Origin of the sequence: Vibrio sp. YT-16, assembly GCF_033337405.1 — a bacterium.
In the GTDB taxonomy this organism is placed as follows: Bacteria; Pseudomonadota; Gammaproteobacteria; order Enterobacterales; family Vibrionaceae; genus Vibrio; species Vibrio alginolyticus.
On the sequence record NZ_JAWOQQ010000001.1, the window covers coordinates 369,403 to 387,385 of the forward strand.

Consider the following 17,983-nt stretch of genomic DNA (forward strand, 5'->3'; position numbering starts at 1 on the left):
GTTATGCCTCCTGCTCTTTTGACTTCGCGTTTTTCTTCGGCGATTTACGGAAGCGGTAGCGTTTATCAGAAATCGCTAGTGCGCCGCCTAATGCCATAATCAAAGAGCCAGCCCAAATCCATCGAACGAACGGTTTATAGTAAATACGAACAGCCCAAGATCGGTTGTCGTCTAAACGTTCACCCATTGCAATGTATAAGTCGCGGCTAATACCACGGTCAATGGCTGCTTCAGTCATCATAGACTTAGCCGTACGGTAGAAGCGCTTCTCTGCGTGAAGCGTATTCACGTATTTGCCATCGTGTGTGATCTCAAAGTCTGCGATGTAGCCATCGTAGTTTGGACCATCTTTATCACGCAAGCCTGAGAAGTAGAAATCATAGCCTTGAATTTGGAAGTGTTCGCCAGGTGCTAAACGTACATCACGCTCGATGCTGTAGTTCTGTACCATCGCAATACCGATAACAGATACCGCCAGACCAACATGACCCAACATCATTGCCCAGTGGCTACGTTGCAGCTTGCGAACACCTTCACTAAAGCTATGACGGTGCGTTGCACGCTTGTACAGTTCAAAGCCATGCATCGCAATAATCCAAATCGCCATCACCCAACCAATGTAAGCCATGGTTGAGAAGAAATCGGCAAACAGGTACACGCATAGCGCGGCCAAGGTGAAAGCAAGCACACCTGAAACGAGCATTGGTTTCACAAGTTTAGATAAATTGTCTCGCTTCCAGCGAATAAGAGGACCAATACCAAGCAGAAAAGCAAATGGCATCATTAACCACGCAAATAGCATGTCAAAGAATGGCGCACCGATAGAGACCGACCCCAAACCAAGCTGCTTGTGTACGAGCGGCAACAGTGTCCCCACTAACACCACAACAAGAGCGGCGATAAGTAATACGTTGTTGGCTAAGAGCGCATTTTCACGTGAGACTAAGTCGAAGTTACCTCGTACACGCACTGCTGCCCCTTTTACGGCAAACAGCAATAAAGAGCCGCCGATAACGAAAACGAGGAAGCCTAGAATAAACATACCGCGCGACGGGTCAGACGCGAACGCGTGCACCGATACTAAAATACCGGAACGGACTAAGAAGGTGCCCAACAAACTCAACGAAAATGCAGAGATTGCCAATAGTACCGTCCACGCTTTAAATGTGCCGCGTTTTTCTGTCACGGCAAGAGAGTGCATTAATGCGGTACCCGCTAACCAAGGCATGAATGATGCGTTTTCTACTGGGTCCCAGAACCACCAGCCACCCCAGCCAAGTTCGTAGTAAGCCCACCAAGAACCTAGTGCGATACCAAGTGTTAAGAATACCCATGCTGCGGTTGTCCAAGGACGAGACCAACGAGCCCAAGCCGTATCAAGGCGTCCGGTCATTAGGGATGCGATAGCAAAAGAGAATGCAACCGAGAAACCAACATAGCCCATGTAAAGCATTGGCGGGTGAACAATCAAACCAGGGTCTTGAAGCAGAGGGTTCAAGTCACGTCCGTCAACCGGGAAGAACGGTAACGTACGTAAGAATGGGTTTGAAGTTAGGATGATAAACAGTAGGAAACCCACTGAGATCATGCCCATAACAGCAAGTACACGTGCAACCGACTCTTGCGGCATACCACGACTAAACGTCGCTACAGCGACAGTCCAAGCAGCTTGGATTAAAACCCATAGCAACAGTGAACCTTCGTGCGCACCCCATACTGCGGTTAAACGGTAGTACCACGGAAGCTGACTATTCGAGTTGCTCGCTACATACTGTAACGTGAAGTCGTTGGTATAAAATCCCCAACATAAAATGGCGAAAGAGAACAACAGCATCAGGAACATAGACCAAGATAGCGGTCGCGCTGTGTTCATTAGCATGGTGTTATTGTTCGATGCTCCCCACAATGGCAATACGCTCAACAGCACAGCCATTGCAAGCGAAAGAATGAGAGCAAAGTGACCGATTTCAGCAATCATTGGCCGCTTCCTTGTTTCTGTTCGGTGCTGTATTGAAGCGGTTCATGCGTTTTCTTCATCGCTTCTGCAATTTCTGGTGGCATGTATTCTTCATCGTGCTTCGCTAGGACCTCAAATGCCTCAACTGTCGTGGCATCTTTCAGTACACCTTGAGCAACAATACCCTGCCCTTCACGGAACAAGTCAGGAAGAATACCGTCATAGGTAATCGTCACTTTCGGACCGACATCGTGCAGGTCAAAACTCACTTTCAAAGAATTAGGATCTCGACGAACTGAGCCCACAACCACCATTCCACCGATACGCAGACGCTGGCCTACTTCTGGCTTGGTGCCATCTGGCTTACCATTAACCAATTCCGTTGGAGTGTAGAAAAGGTCCATATTTTGGTTAAGCGCATAAAGTATCAAACCAATGGTGGCACTAATACCGATAAAGATCGCTAGTACAATACCTAGCCTCTTTTTACGTCTCGGGTTCATAAGGTGTTCTCCATGTTCTTCGCTGCGTCGATACGAGCTTGACGGTCAATTTTTGCTTTCACTTCTTTCAATAATGCATCACCGCGGCGAAGGCTAGTGATCAGAAGAATCAGCATGGATAAGAAAGTAATACCAAACGCACTCCATACGTATGATGCGTAGCCACCCATGGCAAAAAAGTCGCTCAGAGATTCAAAATGCATAATCAGTTACCTCACTGAGTTTGTTCTGTTGCGAGTTTGCGCACCCAAGGGCGGTGACTTTCTTTACTGATGATTTCGTTACGAAAACGGACCATCGTCACGGCACCAAAGAAGAACGCAAAGCCAAAGATGTTCAGCAATAACGGCCAAAGCATGTCGGATGAAATAGAAGGTTGTTCAAATTTCGTGATCGTCGCACCTTGATGAAGCGTGTTCCACCATTCCACGGAAAAGTGAATGATAGGTAGGTTTACTACGCCTACGATCGCTAAAATACCAGCAGCTTTTGCGGCGGTTTTTTGATCGTCAAACGCATGGTAAAGCGCAATCACACCAAGGTAGAGAAATAGAAGAATCAATTCAGATGTAAGACGGGCATCCCATACCCACCAAGTGCCCCACATAGGCTTGCCCCAAACAGCACCTGTAAGTAGAGCAATAAAAGTAAATACTGCACCAATCGGAGCCATCGCAAGTGCCGCCATATCAGATAGGCGAACTTGCCATACTAGGCCAATAAATGCAGCGATCGCCATCGACATATAAACGCCCATAGACCAAATAGCTGATGGGACATGAATGTAGATGATTCGGAAACTGTCACCTTGTTGGTAATCTGAAGGCGCAAATGCAAGCCCCCAAACCGTACCAACCGATAAGCATACGAGGGCCAATACAGAAAACCAAGGCAGAAACTTACCACTCAAACGATAAGCTGCTTCTGGCTTGGCATAAGGATGTAGCCATTTCCACATGTTTTGTTCTCACTCTTACTTCTGGGACACTGTCTAAAGGGTTGAGACCGTAGCAGTGCTTTAATAATAATTCTTTGATCAAGCGCCGCTTCACTGGCACTTTATTGAGTTAGTTAACACTAACTCGCAATGCGGCACTAATGGCAAAAGGCGTTAATGTCATCGCCCCCATTAGCATCGCACCTAAAATCGCTAGTTGACCGTTATACGCCATACCGAGTGCGGCGGCATCAATTGCCGATGTTGCGAAAATCAAAATTGGGATGTAGAGCGGAAGAATAAGCAAACTCAAAAGAACGCCACCCTTTTGCAACCCAACAGTCAACGCCACACCAATGGCGCCAATAAAACTTAGTGTTGGTGTACCGATCATCAAGGTTAATACAACCGATAGCCAAGTATTGAAGTCGAGCGAAAGTAAAACCGCCAATAATGGGCTAATTAAAATCAGAGGTAACCCTGTTAACAACCAATGTGCTATGACCTTTGAAACCACTACAAGTTGCAATGGAATCGGCATTAGCATCATTTGTTCTAGTGCACCGTCTTGAAAATCATCACGAAATAGACGCTCTAATGATAATAAGGCGGACAGCAATGCGGCAACCCAAACGATGCCCGCTGCAATACGTGCTAACAAATTAGGTTCAGGTCCAATACTCAGAGGAAAGAGAGTAATGACAATAATAAAGAACCACAGCGGGTTCAGAATGTCTGCCTGACGGCGAAATGCGATTAGGAGCTCACGACGAATGATGGTGCTCATCGAGGAAATCATATCAGTCACCCAGCTTTATTTTTCTAAGTTTCGGGCTGTCCGCAAACATATCTTGATGCGTCGTCAACACAACAATACCGCCATTATCAGCATGACTTGCGAACAAAGATTCAAGCACCTTGACGCCTTGCTTATCAATGGCAGTCAACGGCTCATCTAAAATCCATAAGATTTGCTTACTGAGCCATAACCTTGCCAATGCGACTCGTCGTTGCTGACCTGCGGAAAGTTGTGCTACAGGCACATCTTCTCGGCCAGCTAATCCTACTTGAGTCAAAGCGATGAAGATTTCTTCGTCTGAAGAGCGATTATTTTGAATAGATTGATAAAAACGTAAGTTTTCTAATGCGGTAAGCTCTCGTTTCACTCCTGTTTGATGTCCTAAGAAAAGCAGATCTTGATGGAAAACATCACGAGATTTTTCAACCTCTTCGCCTTTCCATTTAATGACACCTTCTTCTCTATCACCTAACCCTGTCACAATCCGTAGCAATGTAGTTTTACCAGTACCATTACGCCCTTCGATCTGGACCAATTCACCAGGCTTAATTTCAAACTGCAGGTTTTCAAACAGAACCCTTTCATCACGGATTGCTGTCAGGTTAGACACTTCTAACATAGAGCTTCAACTAAAAAATGAACGAGCCGCTATATTAGCACAGCTTAGTTATGACAAAACAGGATAAGAGGGCTAGGTTACATGTAAGTTCATGTATTTTTGTTAATTAATCATCACACTTTAATAAAATTAACTATAAGTAGTTATAAGCGCTCATTTTGAATTTGAGAGGCCAGAGCTAAGAGCAAGATCGACTGAAGGTTATCTAGGGGTGTATTTAAGAAGAGCATTAGCGGCTAAAAACAAAAAAGAGGCGTAATAACGCCTCTTTTTTATCGCTTGATAACCTTTAGCGTCGACGACGTCCACGCGCTGGATATTCTGCGTCATCTGATGGCTGACCACTTAATGGTGGAATCTTCTCTTTCCCTGCCAGTTTCTTCTGCAGTGAAAGCATCAACTCAGCTTCGGCTTTTGGTAGTTCGCACTCTTCAATCAGCTCGTTGATATCAGCGCCAAGCTGTACCATTTTAGAAGCGCGACTGTACAAGCGACCATCAGTATCAGCGTGTTCGAGTTCGCGAATTCTCTCGTTTAAGTGCTGAATAATGTCTTGTTGCTCCGTCACTTTTTGTCCAAGACCAACGACAACCGAGCGCACTTCGAGTAACTGCTTACTCAACTTTTGCACTTCTTTATCTGCGTGTCGAGATTGAGCTCGTTGTTGGTCTAACTGCTTTTGTAACCCCGAGCGAATCCGCAGTTGCAAAACAACCAATACTAACACGATAAAAGCGACGCCACCCGCAAGGAATGGAGCAGATAAAAGAGTCTCTTCAGCCATCATCATTCAGCCATTAAAGGTGAGCCATCTCGTCCCACTCGTCATCTGTTAGCAGCTTGTTCAAATCCACAAGGATAAGAAGCTTGCCGTCACGGTTGCTCACACCCTGGATGAACTTCGCACTCTCGTCGGTACCAACTGAAGGCGTCGTATCAATTTCAGAAGAACGCAGATAAACGACTTCTGCCACGCTATCTACTAAGATACCGATCACTTGACGCTCAGACTCGATCACAATAATACGAGTGTTGTCGGTGACTTCGCCTTCCATCAGGCCAAAACGTGAACGTGTATCGATAACAGTAACTACATTACCGCGTAGGTTGATGATACCAAGTACATAATCTGGTGCACCTGGAACAGGGGCAATTTCAGTATAACGAAGTACTTCACGAACTTGCATTACGTTGATGCCGTACGTTTCTTCTTCTAGCTGGAACGTCACCCACTGAAGAACTTCGTCATTCGATGCATCTTTCTTCACTTCTACTTCAAAAGCTTGAGACATAGTTAATCCTCGTTAATGTCGTTCCCGACTTAAATCTAATTCAGTGATTTGACATCTAAACCGGCGTTTAGCATGTCAATGAGCGCCTGGACATGAATTAAGGCACACATTTTTTCTTTTACCATGCCCGCTAGCCAAGGGCGTTTACCCGCCTGCTCACGCCAGCGAACCTTGTCGATATTAAGCGTTTCAGTCCCCATTAATTGGTTACTGGCCAACCCCCACATGCTCTCACCAAGCATGACGACATATTGGTAGTTATCTTTATAGCTATCATCACGAAGCTTATCTGCCATCACCCATTTCGCGGTATCGACGACATCAAACTGCTGCTCGCGATTTGTTTGTAGCCCCAAATACCAGGCGGGTTTTCCTATCAAATGGTTAAGCTCGCTAATGCGATGAATACCACCTAACTCATCAAGAGGTACAGCAAACGTGACACCATTCACATCAAAGTAAAGAACTTGGAAGTCCTCACTTCGCTTCGTGCTTTCCCAGACCGTTGGTATATCGGAATCTGCTTGTGTTTCGAGTTCAGTATCGACGTTCGATTCTATATTGATACTTTGTTCGATCACTGCGTGAGGTTCATCCACCTCTGGTTGCGCTTCCTCAAAAACTGGCTCATCAATCACCCAGTCCTGTATTTCCTCAACACCCTGAAGCTCAGGCACCTCACTAAAGGTTTGTACCTCAGGCTCAGCCGCTTTTATCTCTGCTGCAATATCAATCGTATTTTGTTCAAGAATACTATCAATATCCAACTCAGCCACTGGGTTGCTTGCTTCAAGCTGACTTAATAGCCTTTGAACATCTTCCAGGTTTGGAGCTTCCAACTCTGGCGGATATGTTTCTTGAAACTGGTACGTTTCTGGCTCCGAGTATTGTAGCTGTAATTCTGGCTCTGGCTCTGGCTCTGGCTCTGGCTCTGGCTCTGGCTCTGGCTCTGGCTCTGGCTCTGGCTCTGGCTCTGGCTCTGCAGATGATACCTCTTGAGCCAACAGGTCAAGGTCTTCCTCAAGAGTCGTTATTTCAGTTTCATCATCCAGTAATGCATTAAAGTAGTCATCAAGTGCTTGTTCACTGGACAGCACATCATTACTGCTCATCGAACGCCAACCTCTCCAGATAAATCAGTAGCTGTTTATAGGCAAACACACCACGACTACCAGAAGCAAAATGCGACGCTGGCAAGTGCTTTAAACTGGCATCGCGGAACTTGGTATCAATAGGCACCGCTGAGGTCCACACTTGATTTGGGTAATCTTTTTTCAGTTGCATCAATGTCTGCAATGACGCTTTCGTGCGCTTATCGTACATGGTTGGGACGATAGTCACTTTGAAACCGCCCGGGCGAGATTTTTGCATAATGGTTAGCGTACGCATCATGCGCTCCAGACCTTTCATTGCCAAAAACTCTGTTTGAACAGGAATCAAAATTCGGTCACTGGCTGCCAACGCGTTCACCATCATCACGCCAAGGATTGGCGGACAATCAATCAACACATAGTCATAGTCTTGTGAGACAGTTTGCAGCGCCCGTTTTAAGATTAATCCCATACCACTGCGATTACCCATTACGCGATCAAGCGTGGCAAGGGACATATGCGCGGGAATGATATCCATTCCTTCCAGCTCTGTTTCTAAAATCAACGGCTTAACCGTCTCACGAGAAAACGTCTTCAACTGGAATAAATCAAATAGGCTCGAAGTTACTGCATCAGGATCATAACCGAGATAAGTAGTCAGTGAGGCGTGAGGATCAGTATCAACCATCAATACTCGATGGCCTTTCTGGCTCAATAAGCCCGCCAATGTCACTGTTGAGGTGGTTTTACCCACGCCTCCTTTCTGGTTAGCTACACTCCAAACAATCATGATGAATCCTAAGCTAGGCCAACTTCCACCAACATGCGTTCAGCAATGCGGTCAAGCGGTAAATCTTCTGAAGAAATGCCTGCTTTAGCAACCGCTTGGGGCATGCCATAAACAACACAACTTTCTTCATCTTGTGCCCAAATTGTTGAGCCTGCAGACTTCAACATGCGAGCGCCCTCACGACCGTCTGCACCCATGCCTGTCAACACTAAAGAGAGCACTTTGTCGCCATATACTTTTGCGGCAGAACCAAAAGTCACATCCACACATGGTTTGTAGTTCATGCGGTCGCCGCCATCAATAATGCGAAGACGAGCAGCGCCCGCTCGTCCATCCACCATCATTTGTTTCCCACCTGGTGCAAGGTATGCCACACCGGGCTGTAACACATCGCCATCTTGTGCTTCTTTCACTTGAATCTTACACAAGGTGTTCAAACGACTGGCAAACGCAGCAGTAAACGTTGCTGGCATGTGTTGAATCAATACAATCGGATGCGGATAGTTCATCGGCAAACGCGTCAGAATTTTTTGTAGAGCAACGGGGCCACCTGTTGATGTGCCAATTGCCGTCAGTTGATACTTCTTACCAGAAGCACGGTACTTTGTCGCAGCAGGTCGAGTTGGTGTTGGAGTCACAAGTGAAGCCGTTCTTGAACCTAATGATCGAGTAGTCGTGCTGGTACTCGCTGTTGGGCGAGCGATAGGTCGACGCATGAAAGCGCGCTTCGAGGCAATCTGAATCACACGCTGTTGAAGTAATGACACCGCTTCTTCACGGTTACGCGCAATGTCCTCAAACTTTTTCGGTAAGAAGTCCAATGCGCCCGCATCTAGCGCATCAAGCGTAGCTTTCGCCCCGTCGTGGGTCAGGGACGAAAACATTAGAATTGGCGTTGGAGCAGCGGCCATTATTTCACGTACAGCTGTAATGCCATCCATCACTGGCATTTCAATATCCATCGTGATGACGTCAGGTTTGAGAGATTTGGCTTTCTCAACCGCCTCTCTACCATTTACCGCAACGTCAATCACTTCTAGGCGCGATTCTGAGTTGATGATTTCGCTCACGCGACGTCGGAAAAAACTCGAATCATCAACGACTAGTACTTTAATCGCCATCTTATTCCTTTTAATAACGTCAGCTTTGCTTAAAGGCGTGAAGCCGCAGCGTATCGCTTAAGTAAATCAGGCACATCTAGAATTAATGCAATGTGGCCATCGCTAGTAATTGTCGCACCAGCCATACCTGGAGTGCCCTGTAATAGATTATCGAGTGGCTTAATAACCACTTCTTCTTGACCAATAAGCGTATCCACAACAAAACCAACGCGTTGGTTACCAATCTGTACAATCACCACGTGACCGTGACCAGTACGCTCTTGGACGTTTTGCGATTTGGATGCTAACCAGTTTTGTAAGTAAAATAGCGGGATAGATTTCTCACGTACAATGATCGTCAGCTGACCATCTACCACGTTTGTACGGCTAAGATCTAAGTGGAAAATTTCACTCACCGAAGCCAGTGGTAGAGCAAACGGATGACCGCCAACACCAACCATCAGAGTCGGTAAAATCGCTAACGTTAGTGGTACTTTGATCGTAATCTTAGTGCCCTTGCCTAGCTCAGAATCGATATCGATTGAACCGTTTAAGGTATTGATCGCCGTCTTAACCACGTCCATACCCACACCACGACCAGAGATGTCAGAAATTTTATCTTTACTTGAGAAACCAGGTGCGAAGATAAGGTTGAAGCACTCTTTATCTGTTAAACGTGCCGCCGCATCTTCATCCATCATGCCACGCTTCACCGCGATGCCACGCAGTTTGTTCGGGTCCATACCGCCACCATCATCTACGATGGATAGTTCAATATGGTCCCCTTCTTGCGATGCTGACAAAATCACTTTACCTGTGCGTGATTTGCCGGCCTTCGCGCGTGCGTCTGGCATTTCAATACCGTGATCAACCGAGTTACGTACCAAGTGAATCAACGGATCGGCCAATGCTTCTACAAGGTTCTTATCGAGATCGGTTTCTTCACCGCGCATTTCTAGCACGATGTCTTTATTTAGGTTACGAGCCAAGTCACGGACAACGCGCGGGAAACGGCCAAACACTTTCTTAATTGGCTGCATACGCGTTTTCATTACTGCGCCTTGTAGATCCGCAGTTACCACATCAAGGTTAGCGACCGCTTTGGACATCTCTTCGTTGTCGCTATTCAAACCAAGGCTTAATAGGCGGTTTCGAACCAATACGAGCTCACCCACCATGTTCATGATGGTATCAAGCGTCGAGGTATCAACACGAACGGTTGCTTCAGCCTGAGGTTTTTTAACCGCTGGTGCTTTAGCTTCTTCTTTTACGGCGACTGGTTTAGATTCTGGCTTTGGTGCTGGCGCTGTTTGAACGGGTGCTGGCTTAGCAACAGGCTCAGGTTTCGCAGGGCTTTGCTCTACGTTTGCTGAAGCAGGCTTCGTTGCCATATCCAATTCTTCTAGCGTTGGACCTTTACCTGAACCATGTAGCTCATCGAGTAACTTTTCGAACTCTTCGTCCGTCATTAAGTCACTGTCTTGATTTGATGAAGATGACACTGGAGCGGAAGGCTCTGCCGCTTTAGGTGGCTCTACTGGTACGGATGCAGATGCAGCAGCCTCTGCCGTAGAAGGGCTTTTTCCTACACCGTGCAGTTCATCGAGTAAACGTTCAAACTCATCATCAGTGATATCACCACTTTCAACTGATGGCGCACTCGATTGAGGCGGTTCAGATGGCGTTGTAGATGTCGCAGACATTGAGGCGCCTGGCGCTGAACCTTTACCATGAAGCTCATCAAGTAGCTTTTCGAATTCGTCTTGGGTAATTTCATCAACAGAGCCGACACTTGATGGTGCTGACGGCGCAGCAGGTTCTTCGATGATAGGCTCGGGAATAATAGGCTCTGGAGTAGCCACTGGTTCTTCAACTACGGTTGCCGCTACTTCATCTTCTGACTCAGGTTTGCATAGACGATGAAGTTCTTCAAGAAGCTCAGGGTCCGCAGCTTCTAACGGCTCACGATCTTGAACAGCCTGGAACTGGGTATTAACCGTATCCAAGGCTTTTAGCATCGTATCCATTAAGTTTTGCGTTACCGTGCGTTGACCGTTTCGTAAAACGTCGAACACGTTCTCCGCACCATGACAAGTATCGACTAGCTCTGCCAATGAAAGGAAGCCGGCACCGCCTTTTACGGTATGAAACCCGCGGAAAATAGCATTAAGTAAGTCTTTGTCTTCTGGGTTATTTTCCAATTCAACCAACTGCTCAGAAAGCAGCTCGAGAATTTCCCCAGCCTCAATGAGAAAGTCCTGAAGAATATCTTCGTCTAAATCGTAGCTCATACGTTACCTTTAAAATCCAAGACTGGACAACAAGTCATCGACTTCGTCCTGCGATGAAACCGCATCTTCTCTCAGTTCTGGATGAAGAATCGGGCCTTCGGCTTCGCTTGTTTGTGTATTCTTTTTATCTGCCGGTTCTGACAAAACTTGAATATGTTCTTCAAGTTTATTTCCAGAGAATACGGTTAGGATTTCCACTAAGCGGCCTTCAACTTCATTAACCAACGTAATTACGCGGCGAATGATTTGGCCAGTTAGGTCTTGGAAGTCTTGCGCCATGAGAATTTCGGTCAATTGGCCGCGCAATTCAGTGCTGTCACCTTCGACTTGCACTAATAGCCCGTCGATTCGGTGACACAGTGCTTTAAATTCGCTTAATTCTATGCGCCCGTGCATGAGTTCATTCCATTGAGGACGAACTTTTAGAAGGCAATCATGCAGGTTGTCAGCGATAGGAAGGCAGCAGTCGACCGCATCCATTGTTTTGTTGGCTGCAAGCTCTGTCTTCTCGATCACATAATTGAGACGATCCCTAGCATTAGGGATTTCGTCTTTCGCAATTTCGGTCATGCGCTGATCGAGACTGAACTGCTTGAGTGATTCGTGAAGGTCTCGAGTTAACGCTCCAATTTCTTGCAGCATTGGGTTATCGGCACCTTCGTAGATCGAGGCAACAAGCATATTGGCTTGGTCTTGTTCCCCGTTTTCTAGCATTTGAACGAGTGACTTCGCCTGCTCTAGTGAGATCATTCTGAATAGACCCTTTTACGTTTAGTTCTTCTTATCACTTTGAAAACGCTAAACGAGTCATTTAATAGGTATTTAATAATTGGTATGAATGACTCGAATAACAAAGAGAAAGAGAGAGTTATAAACGCTCGAAAATTTTATCTAATTTTTCTTTTAATGTTGCAGCAGTAAATGGCTTAACAATGTAGCCGTTTACACCTGCTTGAGCAGCTTCAATGATCTGCTCACGCTTCGCTTCAGCCGTGATCATTAGAACTGGCAGATGCTTAAGTTCTGCATCCGCGCGGATGTGTTTAAGCAAATCGATGCCTTGCATACCTGGCATGTTCCAGTCAGTTACAACAAAATCGAAGTCACCTTTTTTCAGCATTGGTAATGCGGTTAAACCATCGTCCGCTTCTTGAGTGTTATTGAAACCCAAGTCACGAAGCAGGTTTTTAACAATACGGCGCATTGTTGAGAAATCATCAACAATAAGGATCTTCATGTTTTTATTCAAAATTGCCTCCACTGAATCGTAAAATCAGTGTTTTTAGTCATTTTGTGTCCACGCACTGAGCTTGGTACGTAAACGTTGCATCGCTTGACTCAGTATTTGACTTACGCGAGATTCGCTTACGCCTAACACATCGCCAATTTCTTTCAAATTGAGTTCTTCATCATAATAAAGCGAAAGAACCAAAGCTTCACGCTCTGGAAGCTGTTTTATTGATTCAACCAGTGCTTTTCGAAATGATTCATCAACTACCCCTTTGAATGGGTTGCTGTCATCGGTTTCATCCGCCGGTGAAATCACATCATCAGAAACGCCTAAATCTTCAATACCGACTAATTTTGAGCAGTTGATATCGGTAAGAGCACTATGATATTGATCCAGTGTCATACCGAGATGCGTGGCTACTTCAGAATCAGTAGGATCTCGATTTAATTCGCCTTCCAGCTCCGCAATCGCTTGGTTAATCTCTCGATTATTTTTATGAACAGAACGCGGTACCCAATCGCCTTTACGCATGTCATCTAACATTGCGCCACGAATACGGATACCTGCATAAGTTTCAAAGCTCGCACCTTTAGAACCATCATAATTCTGCTGAGCTTCGATAAGACCGATCATGCCGGCCTGAATTAAATCCTCTACCTGAACACTCGGCGGTAAACGGCCTAGTAGGTGGTGGGCAATGCGCTTAACCAACACTGAATAACGTTCAATGAACGCCTGCTGGCTATTAAATTTGCCATGTTGGTCATAGGTTATCGCTTTATTCACCAAAAGGGTCCTCTGCGAATTCGGTACGATTTAGCAACCTTTCCACAAAAAATTCCAAGTGTCCACTTGGTGTTTTCGGTAGTGGCCACGTCAACGCTTTGTTTGCTAGTGAGCTGATAGCTAAAGCGGCAGGCGAGCGTGGGAACGCATCAACGACAATTTTTTGTCTTTTTACAGCCTGTCGTACTTTATCATCTAATGGAATACATGCTACGAGTTCAAGGCTAACATTCAAGAATCGCTCTGTGACTAGTGTCAACTTTGCAAACAATTCTCGCCCTTCACGGTAGCTTCTGACCATATTTGCTACAACTTTAAAGCGTTGAACTTGGTGTTCTTTACTCAACAGCTTGATTAATGCATAGGCATCTGTGATTGACGTCGGTTCATCACACACAACTACAACCACATCTTGAGCTGCTCGCGAAAAACTGATTACCATGTCAGAGATACCAGCAGCGGTATCAATCAGCAGGACATCCATTTCGTCTTCAAGACTACCAAATGCTCGGATGAGTCCGGCATGCTGAGCGTGAGAAAGCTCTGTCATGCTCTGTGTGCCAGAAGTTGCAGGAATTATCTTTATACCATAAGGCCCTTCGACAATCGCATCTTTTAGCTCACATTCACCCGCTAAGACATGTCCTAGATTACGTTTTGCACGAATTCCGAGCATCACGTCCACATTGGCCAGACCTAAATCAGCGTCGAGAACCATCACCTTCTTGCCTTGGCGAGCCATACAAATCGCCAGACCCAGTGTTACGTTTGATTTCCCCACACCACCTTTGCCGCCAGTAACAGCAATCACTTTGGTCAACGATGGTTGTGTTAAGCGACGGAGGCCGCTTGCTTGATCGTGTATCATATTCTCAGTCATAGTAGTCCGCCGCCTTAGAGTCCTTCACTGTCACTGTTCCAAAAGTGAGGTTCGTTCTCTGTCGACTTCTCTAACAGTTCATTTGCTTTCGCAAGCATATATTTTGGTTGCGCTATCACAATGTCTTCTGGTACGCGCTGACCATTAGCGATGTAAGCTACTGGCATTGCGTTTTGAATCACTACACTGATGAATTCGCCTAGGCTTAATGACTCATCAAGCTTCGTCATAATACAACCCGAAAGTGGTATACGTCGGAAGTGATCCAGCGTTTCTTGTAGAACACGACGTTGTGCGGTAGCCGGCAAAACAAGGTAGCTGTGAATCACTTCCCCGCTCTCTTGCATTAGAGTGTCGAGCTGCTCGGAAAGCCTCACATCTCGCTGCCCCATCCCTGCCGTATCGACCAAAATCAGTCTTCTGTTTCTTAGCTGATATATAACATCGGCTAACTCGTTAGAATCTTTAGCAACTCTTACGGGACAACCCATAATTCTTCCGTAAATTGAGAGTTGCTCATGTGCACCTATGCGATATGTATCTGTTGTCACAAGGGCCACATTGTCGGCACCGTATTCCATGGCTGCGCGTGCTGCGAGTTTCGCTACGGTTGTTGTTTTCCCAACCCCCGTCGGACCCAACAATGCGACTACGCCACCACGTTTTAAAATGTCCTGTTTAGGAATATTGATTTGATCCGCCACCAGCGACAATAACGCTTTCCACGCTCGCGCTGGCTTTGTATCTTCCGGGATGTAACAGGCCATCTGGTCTGCTAACTCCGGAGAAACGCCCATTCGCTCTAAGCGCTTAATCAGCATCGCTCTTAGAGGCTCACGGCGTTCTACTTCTTGCCACATCAGGCCAGAAACTTGGTGCTCCAACAGACGACGAATTGACGTCATCTCTTCGCGCATGCTTTCTAGCTCATCGGCCGATTCGTCACGCTCATCACTTGGGCGACGTCGGTCATAGCGCGTCGGGTCCAGCTTGGGCGTCGGACGTTCAAATCGATTGTCCTGTGCGATTAGCTTCGCCAAAGGTGAATCTGGTTGATATGGCGCTGGCTTTTCTTGGTTGTAGCCGTCGCGATGCTTATTTTGGCGTTGCAGCAAAGCAGAGAGCGAATCTTCATTTTCCGCTACGTGGTCGTCAGTATCTGCTGCACCACCGCTATATTGCTTAAGCATATTAGCGAATCGCTGCGTCATTGAGCCTGTTTTTTCATTGTTACTGTTATTACTGTTCAGGCTAATTTTATCTTCATCTAAATGACGATCTTGGTAACGATCAGCAGAAGACGATGACATTTGACGATGTTCGTTATAGCGATTCGATTGAGAAGCACCGCGATTTTGCTGTGACGCTGCGCTTGCTTGAGGCGGATTAGATTCACTATCTATCGCCGCAACAATCGCTACTCCACCAGCCACTTTCTTGTTTGACATGATCACCGCTTCCGCGCCTAACTCCTCTTTCACTTGGAGCAGTGCCGTTCTCATGTCTTTGGCAAAAAATCGCTTTATTTTCAAACTATGAATCCATTAATGATGCGTGAGATCAGTTACCCACGGCTTGCACAATTCTGATCTGTTTTTCATCCGGGATTTCTTGGTAAGACAGTACCCGGAGATTAGGTATTGTGTTCTTCACAAATTTCGCCAACGTCGAGCGTAATACACCAGAAGTAAGCAGAACGGCAGGTTCGCCTTTCAGTTCTTGTTCCTGTGTCGCTTGGCTTAGTGAAGACTGCAATCGCTCAGCGAGTCCCGGTTCAATCCCCGCGGATTCGCCTCCTGATGCTTGCATAGTTTGATGCAATATTTGTTCCAGTTCAGGTATCAAAGTAATCACTGGTAACTCAGGCTCTATACCATTGATTTCTTGAACAATTAGACGTTTAAGACTAATTCGAACTGCTGCCGTCAATATGTCAGCTTCTTGACTCTTACTTGAGTACTCAGCCAAAGTTTGAACAATCGTGCGAATATCGCGGATTGGAATGGCCTCGTTTAACAAGTTTTGTAGGACTTTCACCACCACACCTAATGGTAATTGGTCAGGAACAAAGTTCTCGACCAACTTAGGCGCGCTGCGTCCCAACATTTCTAATAAATTCTCTACTTCTTCATGGCCAATTAGCTGTGACGCGTTGTTGGTCAATAGCTGGCTCAGATGCGTCGCTAATACCGTTGATGAATCAACAACCGTATAACCCAGAGCCTGCGCGTGCTCACGCTGATCTTCTCGGATCCATACGGCTTCCAGTCCAAAAGCAGGGTCAATGGTTGGTTCACCATCAATCATGCCATACACCTGACCTGGGTTAATCGCTAGCTCTTGATCCGGACGGATCTCTGCTTCGCCCACCGCAACCCCCATCAATGTAATTCGGTAACTGTTTGGGGTCAGCTCAAGATTGTCACGAATATGAACCGCTGGAATTAGGAACCCAAAATCTTGCGATAACTTTTTACGCACGCCTTTTACGCGCTCTAACAGTTCCCCACCTTGGTCTCTGTCCACCAAAGGGATTAAGCGATAACCGACTTCCAAGCCAATAATATCGACTGGCTGGACGTCATCCCAAGACAGTTCGCGCTGTGAGGAAGGTTCTGTACCTTCGTCTGCTGTTGCTGGTAAAGCGGGCTCTTTCGCTTTCTGCTTCTGCCGTTTGTCGATGAAATATGCCGCTGCACCGGCCGCGACTGCCAGGCTCAAAAACGCAAAGTGTGGCATGCCCGGTACGATGCCCATCACACCAAGAATAGCCGCAGTAATCATCAGCGCTTTTGGGTTGTCGAACATCTGGAAGACCAGTTGTTCCCCCATGTCTTCATCGGTGTTTTGGCGCGTCACCATCATTGCCGCTGCAATCGACAGCAATAGCGATGGGATTTGTGCGACCAAACCATCACCGATTGTCAGTAAGGTATAGATTTCAATCGCTTCACCGAAACCCAATCCATACTGCGCCATACCGATCGACAGACCGCCGACGATGTTGATAAACAGAATCAAAATACCGGCAATCGCGTCACCTTTTACGAACTTCGAGGCACCATCCATCGAGCCATAGAAATCCGCTTCTTTGGTCACTTCAAAACGACGAACTCTTGCCTGCTCTTGGTCTATCAATCCGGCATTCAAGTCGGCATCAATCGCCATTTGCTTACCCGGCAACGCATCAAGCGTAAAGCGAGCACTTACCTCAGAGATACGACCCGCACCTTTGGTCACCACCATAAAGTTGATGATCATTAAGATGAGGAAAACCACTAGGCCGACCGCGTAGTTACCACCAATAACGACGTTACCGAACGCCTCAATTACGTTACCTGCCGCATTACCGCCTTCATGACCATGCAGTAAGACGACACGAGTCGAGGCAACGTTCAAAGCCAAGCGGAGCAACGTGGCGATCAGCAATACCGTTGGAAAAGCAGCGAAGTCCAAAGGGCGACGTGTGTAAACGGTCACTAACAACACCACCATCGACAGCGCGATGTTAAAGGTGAAGAACATATCCAGCAAAAATGCTGGAATCGGCAGTACCACCATCGCTAGGGTGGCCAAAACCATCACCGGAGCACCAATAGCTGGCATTTCACGTTGAGGTATTCGTGGCAATTTATCTGCAAACGGCAGGCTTAACTTCATACTGCGAGAGATCTCAATCGATTGAAGCGTCACGTAAGCTCTTACTA

The 17,983-nt window shown here is 46.5% G+C and carries 18 protein-coding genes; all 18 read right to left on the reverse strand.

The window, feature by feature from the left end:
- Position 1 precedes the first annotated feature (1 nt).
- The 18 genes from R7F07_RS01615 to flhA all read right to left on the reverse strand — a co-directional run bounded on the left by R7F07_RS01615 (position 2) and on the right by flhA (position 17,936).
- On the reverse strand, positions 2-1,978 hold the full coding sequence (locus tag R7F07_RS01615) for a heme lyase CcmF/NrfE family subunit (protein WP_171342818.1): 1,977 nt from the start codon (positions 1,976-1,978) through the stop codon (positions 2-4).
- The gene (gene ccmE / locus R7F07_RS01620) at positions 1,975-2,460 is read right to left on the reverse strand and encodes a cytochrome c maturation protein CcmE (RefSeq protein WP_005380516.1); all 486 of its coding nucleotides are present in this window, start codon (positions 2,458-2,460) and stop codon (positions 1,975-1,977) included. The genes R7F07_RS01615 and ccmE overlap by 4 nt, the downstream gene beginning before the upstream one ends.
- Positions 2,457-2,663, reverse strand: coding sequence for a heme exporter protein CcmD (ccmD, locus tag R7F07_RS01625; RefSeq protein WP_005380515.1), 207 nt, complete (start codon positions 2,661-2,663; stop codon positions 2,457-2,459). The genes ccmE and ccmD overlap by 4 nt, the downstream gene beginning before the upstream one ends.
- A gap of 11 nt (positions 2,664-2,674) precedes the next feature.
- Positions 2,675-3,418, reverse strand: a complete 744-nt coding sequence (locus R7F07_RS01630; protein WP_005380513.1) for a heme ABC transporter permease — start codon at positions 3,416-3,418, stop codon at positions 2,675-2,677.
- A gap of 109 nt (positions 3,419-3,527) precedes the next feature.
- A complete protein-coding gene (gene ccmB / locus R7F07_RS01635) occupies positions 3,528-4,196 on the reverse strand; it encodes a heme exporter protein CcmB (RefSeq protein ID WP_171342816.1) in 669 nt (222 codons plus the stop codon).
- A gap of 1 nt (position 4,197) precedes the next feature.
- On the reverse strand, positions 4,198-4,815 hold the full coding sequence (gene ccmA, locus R7F07_RS01640) for a cytochrome c biogenesis heme-transporting ATPase CcmA (protein WP_005380511.1): 618 nt from the start codon (positions 4,813-4,815) through the stop codon (positions 4,198-4,200).
- 289 nt (positions 4,816-5,104) lie between these two features.
- A complete protein-coding gene (locus tag R7F07_RS01645; RefSeq protein ID WP_025998721.1) occupies positions 5,105-5,599 on the reverse strand; it encodes a DUF2802 domain-containing protein in 495 nt (164 codons plus the stop codon).
- A 13-nt stretch (positions 5,600-5,612) separates the two neighbouring features.
- Positions 5,613-6,107 (reverse strand): chemotaxis protein CheW, encoded by a 495-nt coding sequence (locus tag R7F07_RS01650; RefSeq protein WP_005380507.1) that lies wholly within the window; start codon positions 6,105-6,107, stop codon positions 5,613-5,615.
- A 35-nt stretch (positions 6,108-6,142) separates the two neighbouring features.
- The gene (locus R7F07_RS01655) at positions 6,143-7,219 is read right to left on the reverse strand and encodes a chemotaxis protein CheW (RefSeq protein WP_017635946.1); all 1,077 of its coding nucleotides are present in this window, start codon (positions 7,217-7,219) and stop codon (positions 6,143-6,145) included.
- Positions 7,209-7,988 carry a ParA family protein gene (locus R7F07_RS01660; RefSeq protein ID WP_005380505.1) on the reverse strand — a complete coding sequence of 260 codons (780 nt, stop codon included), beginning with the start codon at positions 7,986-7,988 and terminating at the stop codon, positions 7,209-7,211. The genes R7F07_RS01655 and R7F07_RS01660 overlap by 11 nt, the downstream gene beginning before the upstream one ends.
- Before the next feature lie 8 nt (positions 7,989-7,996).
- Positions 7,997-9,109 (reverse strand): protein-glutamate methylesterase/protein-glutamine glutaminase, encoded by a 1,113-nt coding sequence (locus R7F07_RS01665; protein ID WP_171342814.1) that lies wholly within the window; start codon positions 9,107-9,109, stop codon positions 7,997-7,999.
- Between the two features lie 29 nt (positions 9,110-9,138).
- Entirely contained in the window at positions 9,139-11,379 is a 2,241-nt protein-coding gene (locus R7F07_RS01670; RefSeq protein WP_017635948.1) for a chemotaxis protein CheA, read from the reverse strand.
- Between the two features lie 9 nt (positions 11,380-11,388).
- Positions 11,389-12,129 carry a protein phosphatase CheZ gene (locus tag R7F07_RS01675; protein ID WP_005380502.1) on the reverse strand — a complete coding sequence of 247 codons (741 nt, stop codon included), beginning with the start codon at positions 12,127-12,129 and terminating at the stop codon, positions 11,389-11,391.
- 118 nt (positions 12,130-12,247) lie between these two features.
- Complete coding sequence (gene cheY / locus R7F07_RS01680) at positions 12,248-12,616, reverse strand: chemotaxis response regulator CheY (protein ID WP_017635949.1); 369 nt, start codon at positions 12,614-12,616, stop codon at positions 12,248-12,250.
- Positions 12,617-12,661: 45 nt separating this feature from the next.
- A complete protein-coding gene (locus R7F07_RS01685; protein WP_005380499.1) occupies positions 12,662-13,396 on the reverse strand; it encodes an RNA polymerase sigma factor FliA in 735 nt (244 codons plus the stop codon).
- Positions 13,389-14,276 (reverse strand): MinD/ParA family protein, encoded by an 888-nt coding sequence (locus R7F07_RS01690; protein WP_005380498.1) that lies wholly within the window; start codon positions 14,274-14,276, stop codon positions 13,389-13,391. The genes R7F07_RS01685 and R7F07_RS01690 overlap by 8 nt, the downstream gene beginning before the upstream one ends.
- A 14-nt stretch (positions 14,277-14,290) precedes the next feature.
- A complete protein-coding gene (gene flhF / locus R7F07_RS01695) occupies positions 14,291-15,808 on the reverse strand; it encodes a flagellar biosynthesis protein FlhF (protein ID WP_031780894.1) in 1,518 nt (505 codons plus the stop codon).
- 28 nt (positions 15,809-15,836) lie between these two features.
- The gene (gene flhA / locus R7F07_RS01700) at positions 15,837-17,936 is read right to left on the reverse strand and encodes a flagellar biosynthesis protein FlhA (protein ID WP_025998722.1); all 2,100 of its coding nucleotides are present in this window, start codon (positions 17,934-17,936) and stop codon (positions 15,837-15,839) included.
- Positions 17,937-17,983: the final 47 nt, after the last annotated feature.

Excerpts from the sequence above, each read along its gene's own strand:
- R7F07_RS01615 (WP_171342818.1), bottom strand. The coding sequence starts at position 1,978 with ATGATTGCTGAAATCGGTCACTTTGCTCTCATTCTTTCGCTTGCAATG.
- ccmE (WP_005380516.1), bottom strand. The coding sequence starts at position 2,460 with ATGAACCCGAGACGTAAAAAGAGGCTAGGTATTGTACTAGCGATCTTT.
- ccmD (WP_005380515.1), bottom strand. The coding sequence starts at position 2,663 with ATGCATTTTGAATCTCTGAGCGACTTTTTTGCCATGGGTGGCTACGCA.
- R7F07_RS01630 (WP_005380513.1), bottom strand. The coding sequence starts at position 3,418 with ATGTGGAAATGGCTACATCCTTATGCCAAGCCAGAAGCAGCTTATCGT.
- ccmB (WP_171342816.1), bottom strand. The coding sequence starts at position 4,196 with ATGATTTCCTCGATGAGCACCATCATTCGTCGTGAGCTCCTAATCGCA.
- ccmA (WP_005380511.1), bottom strand. The coding sequence starts at position 4,815 with ATGTTAGAAGTGTCTAACCTGACAGCAATCCGTGATGAAAGGGTTCTG.
- R7F07_RS01645 (WP_025998721.1), bottom strand. The coding sequence starts at position 5,599 with ATGGCTGAAGAGACTCTTTTATCTGCTCCATTCCTTGCGGGTGGCGTC.
- R7F07_RS01650 (WP_005380507.1), bottom strand. The coding sequence starts at position 6,107 with ATGTCTCAAGCTTTTGAAGTAGAAGTGAAGAAAGATGCATCGAATGAC.
- R7F07_RS01655 (WP_017635946.1), bottom strand. The coding sequence starts at position 7,219 with ATGAGCAGTAATGATGTGCTGTCCAGTGAACAAGCACTTGATGACTAC.
- R7F07_RS01660 (WP_005380505.1), bottom strand. The coding sequence starts at position 7,988 with ATGATTGTTTGGAGTGTAGCTAACCAGAAAGGAGGCGTGGGTAAAACC.
- R7F07_RS01665 (WP_171342814.1), bottom strand. The coding sequence starts at position 9,109 with ATGGCGATTAAAGTACTAGTCGTTGATGATTCGAGTTTTTTCCGACGT.
- R7F07_RS01670 (WP_017635948.1), bottom strand. The coding sequence starts at position 11,379 with ATGAGCTACGATTTAGACGAAGATATTCTTCAGGACTTTCTCATTGAG.
- R7F07_RS01675 (WP_005380502.1), bottom strand. The coding sequence starts at position 12,129 with ATGATCTCACTAGAGCAGGCGAAGTCACTCGTTCAAATGCTAGAAAAC.
- cheY (WP_017635949.1), bottom strand. The coding sequence starts at position 12,616 with ATGAAGATCCTTATTGTTGATGATTTCTCAACAATGCGCCGTATTGTT.
- R7F07_RS01690 (WP_005380498.1), bottom strand. The coding sequence starts at position 14,276 with ATGACTGAGAATATGATACACGATCAAGCAAGCGGCCTCCGTCGCTTA.
- flhA (WP_025998722.1), bottom strand. The coding sequence starts at position 17,936 with ATGAAGTTAAGCCTGCCGTTTGCAGATAAATTGCCACGAATACCTCAA.